The following is a 4,924-nucleotide window of genomic DNA, read 5'->3' as shown; positions in this document are numbered from 1 at the left end:
GGAACTGCATAATTAAATGCTGACGATCCCGAAACTACTTTTATCGTATTTGATGACCCCGCTGAATTGTAAACAACTAATGCTGTTGAGCCATCAGGATTTTTAAATCCAACAGAAAGAATACTTCCGCTTGTGCTAGAAGACGAAATTCTTACTGCGCCCGGTTTTACAAATTTTGAAATCTGTCCAATAATATAGTACGCTACATTTTTAGTATAACTGGTACTGTTATTGACCGTAATTGCACCTAGGCAAGTAGTACAACCACCTGGAGTACGCGGACCATAGCTCGAATTATTAGCTGCATTCCATTCTAAAACTGTTTTTGACCAGTTTGTAGTACTTCCAATAACAACATTTTGCATATGCCAGCCGAAATCTCCACTAAAACTTCCACCTGCGCCAGTATATTGTTCCGTGAAATAAACGTTTTTACCCGTTTGCGTTTTTACTGTCGACATAGCCGAGATATTTCCTAAATACAAATGAAAAGCCGCGCCATCAACATAAGAGCTGTTATTTAAAACATCGATTGGATATGCGGTATTATCGCAATTGTGATCAAAAGCAATAATTTTAATGTTTCCATAACCCGCTGCCGCCATCTGTGGTCCAAGCTGTTGATTAATGAAGTTCTTTTGTTCTGTAGAATTCATTAGCATACTTGGCTCATTATTTGGATTTTCTGGTTCGTTTTGCGGTGTAATTGCCCAAATATTAATACCTTGGGCTTTCATAGCATCAAAGTATTTTACGAAATATTTCGCATAAGCAGCATAATATTGTGTTTGCAATGAACCCCCAACCCATGATCCGTTGGTTTTCATCCATCTTGGCGGAGACCAAGGCGTTGCTAAAATTTTGATGTTCGGATTAATCAATAAGATTTTTTTAATGATTGGAACTAAATAGGTTAAATCAGGTCCGTTCAAACTGAAATTGTTCATGTTCGTGTCTCCCGAAGTTTCGTTATAACTGTAAGAAGAGCTGCTTAAATCTGAAGCTCCAATACTAATGCGAACTACACTCGCATTTAATCCTGTTGTTGGATTGTACAAATCATTCAACAATTGATTTTGCTGAGTAGTTGCCATTCCAGAAATGACTTCGCAACTTCCTTCGGTCAGAGTATAACCGAATCCGTCCATAGTTTGATAAGTTGTTCCCGCATTTACTGTTACGGTTGAAGGGTTTGTGCCTGAATTGGTTCCGAAACTTACGGTTGCCTGTTGCTGTAACAATTTAGTTTGATCTCCTGTAGTCATCCAAGGAGTTACCGTCTGAGCATTTAAGCTGTTCATGAATAAAAGCGATCCGCAACATAATAGTCTCAGCGCTTTACTTACCCGATCTGTAGGTGTTTGAGTAGTTTTGTGCATTCTTTTGTGGTTTTGGTTTGATAATTAGTTTTTCCTTATTTATTCAGTTTTATTTTACTAAAACATCACAATATTATGAGTATTTTTGCAATATTATCATTTTCAATACTTTACAAATACACATCAAATAAAAAAAAAAGATACAACAAAAACCAATCTATCATGTTTTTAAATTACTGAAAAACAATAATTTAAAACACAAAAAATCATAAAAAACTTACTTATTAAAATCGAAATAACTGATCATAAAATATAAAATCTATACAATTCCTTACAAAATGTCGTTTTGCCAGTAAATAAAGAGCATATGACAATTATCAGGGAAGTAAAAGAAAGATATATTGTATTTTTGCAGTTTACTTAAAATACAATAAAATGACAGCTTTAAAGGATATTTCGACAATAGAAGACATTCAGCAAATGGTTAACAGCTTTTATGCTAATGTTCGAAAAGACGATTTAATTGGTCCAATCTTTAATGATAAACTGCAAGATCGTTGGGAACCACATTTACAGAAAATGTACAACTTTTGGCAGACAATTTTATTTGATGTTCGTGCTTATTCTGGAACGCCATTTCCTCCGCATAAACAATTACCTGTAGACAAAACACACTTTGACCGCTGGATTGCCATTTTTAACTCAACAATCGATTCGCAATTTGCTGGACCAATAACCGAAGAAGCTAAAATGCGTGCTACCAATATGGCTTTTATGTTTAGTCATAAAATTGAATATTTCAGAAATGCTGAAAATGAAATGAAAAATGCGATAAAAAAATCTTAAAAAATTTCTTTCAAATAAAAAGCAGAACTTTATATTTGGATAACAATGAATTAAACCCAAATCTATATTCTTTTATTTATGAAAAAAGTAATTTTCTTTATTGCAATCTACTTATCTCTTTTTAATCAAATTACAGCACAAACAACAGCTTCTAATTTATACAAAGGAACTGTTGATGGAAAAACCCAGATTACACTTTACATTCAGACATCAGAAAATCAATGTAATGCCGATTTAAGCTATGCGGCAATGTATCGCTACAATAAATCAAAAAATTGGATTCAAATTTATCCTACTCAAAACAAAAAGAAAGAAAATGAGTTTGTTATGGTTGAACACAATTTCAGTGGTGTTTTAATTTTACAGAAAAGCGGAAATACTTTCACTGGTTTATGGATTAGCCCTGATGCTAAAAAACAATTGAAAGTAGATGTAAAAGAAACTCCAATGACCAAAAAAGAGATTGAAAACTATGAACAAACAATGGAAAGAGTAAGTTTCGACAATAACGATTGCTAAAAATCGATTTATTTCAGCTCTTTAAAAATCTACAAAAATGCAATAAAATTCAATTTCGAATAAAAATTTTATGATAGATGATAAAAAAACGAGTCGTAAATTCGTAATTTTACATTTTAATCTACATCGTTTTCGAAATGAATCCAAACATTGAAACCAATCCGTTATTAGAAAGATTGCCTAAGCATTTACAGCAATTTATTAAACCTCAAGATTATAGTGATTACAGTCCTATCAATCAAGCGGTTTGGCGATATGTGATGCGCAAAAATGTAGATTATCTTTCTAAAGTTGCACATGATTCTTATTTGGAAGGCTTACGTAAAACAGGAATCGAAATTGACTCTATTCCAAGCATGTACGGCATGAACCGAATTCTAAGCGAAATTGGCTGGGCAGCGGTTGCTGTTGATGGATTTATTCCGCCAAATGCTTTTATGGAATTTCAGGCGTACAATGTTTTGGTTATTGCGTCAGACATTAGACAATTGGAACATATTGAATATACTCCTGCTCCAGATATTATTCACGAAGGTGCCGGCCACGCTCCTATTATTGCAAATCCAGAATATGCTGAATATTTGAGACGTTTTGGCGAAATTGGCTGTAAAGCGATTTCTTCACACAAAGATTATCAGATGTATGAAGCAATTCGTCTGCTTTCTATTTTAAAAGAAGCCGAAGATACGCCTCAAGAAAAAATCGACGAAGCTGAAAAAGCAGTTGCAGATTTACAAAACGACATGGGCGAGTTATCTGAAATGGCTCAAATTCGAAATCTGCATTGGTGGACAGTAGAATACGGTTTGATTGGAACTGTTGAAAATCCGAAAATATATGGCGCTGGATTGCTCTCTTCTATTGGTGAAAGCGCACATTGCATGACTGATAATGTGAAGAAAATACCTTATGATATTTCTGCTGCCAATCAGAACTTTGATATTACGCAATTACAACCACAACTTTATGTAACGCCAACTTTCTCTCATTTGAGTTTGATTTTGGAGGAATTTGCCAATAAAATGGCTTTACGCACCGGAGGGCTTTCTGGAATTCAGAAACTGATACAATCGAATGCTTTAGGAACAATCGAATTAAGTACAGGCTTACAAATCTCTGGAGTTTTCACAAATGTAATTGAAGAGGAAGGAAAACCCGTTTACATTCAGACTACAGGAAAAACGGCTCTTTCTTATCGCGAAAAAGAATTAGTGGGTCATGGAACTTTAACGCATCCTCACGGATTTGGAAGTCCGATTGGAAAACTAAAAGGTTTTAATCTGGCAATTGAAGATATGAGTCCGAAGGATTTGCAAGCTTACCGAATTGTAGAAAACGAAACGGTAAAATTGGAATTTGAAGGTAATATTATTGTTGAAGGTGAAATCATTACAGGATCTCGAAACTTACACGGAGAAATCATTTTAATTAGTTTTAAAAATTGCACTGTAACTCATGGAGAAACAATTTTATTCCAACCTGAATGGGGCAATTACGATATGGCCATTGGTAAAAAAGTGATTTCGGCATTTTCAGGACCAGCCGATGTGAATAGTTTTGATTTAATTAATATTGTTCCGTCAACGAAAACCATAAAAGCAAAACATACTAATGAACGTGATGAATTGGAGAATTTATACGCAACAGTTAGAGAAATTAGAACAAATAAAAGTGCTAAAACAGAACTAAAATCTGTTTTTGAAAAGCTAAAAAATAATCATTCCAACGACTGGTTGTTATCTGTTGAAATTGCAGAACTTTTGAAGGATTCAGACGAGAAACAGCTTTTACAGGAAGTATTAGTTTATTTAGATCAATTGAAAGAAAAACGTCCTGAAATTGCTCATTTAATTTCTGGAGGGTTGGATTTGATTTTTGATAATTTGCCACAAAGGCACTAAGACGCGAAGTTTTTATTAAGTAAATAACATAATATTTGTCATTTCGACGAAGGAGAAATCCCCGCAAGTAACTCCGCAACGAAAAACCAATCTTTGTCGAGTTTCTTGTGGAGATTTCTCCTTCGTCGAAATGACAAAATTGCGGAAAGTCTGTTTATGAAAACTATTCACGAATTTGGTATTAAATAATTTTTAATCCTTTAATCTGTGGCAAAAAAAACTTTGTCACTATGTTCCTTTGCCTCTTTGAACCTGATCTTACAATTTCAAATCTTGCGTTAACTCCGTTTCAGATTCAATAGTTTTCCCGTTATATTGCAGTTTCCACCCCATTGAATT

The 4,924-nt window shown here is 34.1% G+C and carries 4 protein-coding genes; 3 read left to right on the top strand and 1 reads right to left on the bottom strand.

Annotation, left to right across the window (positions count from 1 at the left end):
* Positions 1–1,379, bottom strand: a 1,379-nt coding sequence (locus B3J44_RS18780; protein WP_286970427.1) for a glycoside hydrolase family 30 protein, incomplete at its 3' end; no start/stop codon positions are given.
* A gap of 375 nt (positions 1,380–1,754) precedes the next feature.
* Here B3J44_RS18780 and B3J44_RS18775 point away from each other — a divergent pair.
* From B3J44_RS18775 to B3J44_RS18765, 3 genes are all read left to right on the top strand, one after another.
* Positions 1,755–2,165 (top strand): group III truncated hemoglobin, encoded by a 411-nt coding sequence (locus tag B3J44_RS18775; RefSeq protein ID WP_198857558.1) that lies wholly within the window; start codon positions 1,755–1,757, stop codon positions 2,163–2,165.
* A 78-nt stretch (positions 2,166–2,243) separates the two neighbouring features.
* Positions 2,244–2,684, top strand: coding sequence for a hypothetical protein (locus tag B3J44_RS18770; protein ID WP_286970425.1), 441 nt, complete (start codon positions 2,244–2,246; stop codon positions 2,682–2,684).
* 137 nt (positions 2,685–2,821) lie between these two features.
* Positions 2,822–4,585: an aromatic amino acid hydroxylase gene (locus B3J44_RS18765; protein WP_286970423.1), complete on the top strand. Its 1,764-nt coding sequence runs from the start codon at positions 2,822–2,824 to the stop codon at positions 4,583–4,585.
* Positions 4,586–4,924: the final 339 nt, after the last annotated feature.

The sequence above is a fragment of the Flavobacterium sp. UBA4854 genome (assembly GCF_002399805.1).
Lineage (GTDB): Bacteria > Bacteroidota > Bacteroidia > Flavobacteriales > Flavobacteriaceae > Flavobacterium > Flavobacterium ginsengisoli.
Note: the sequence above shows the minus strand (reverse complement) of the source record. Positions and strands in the feature narration are given on the sequence as shown.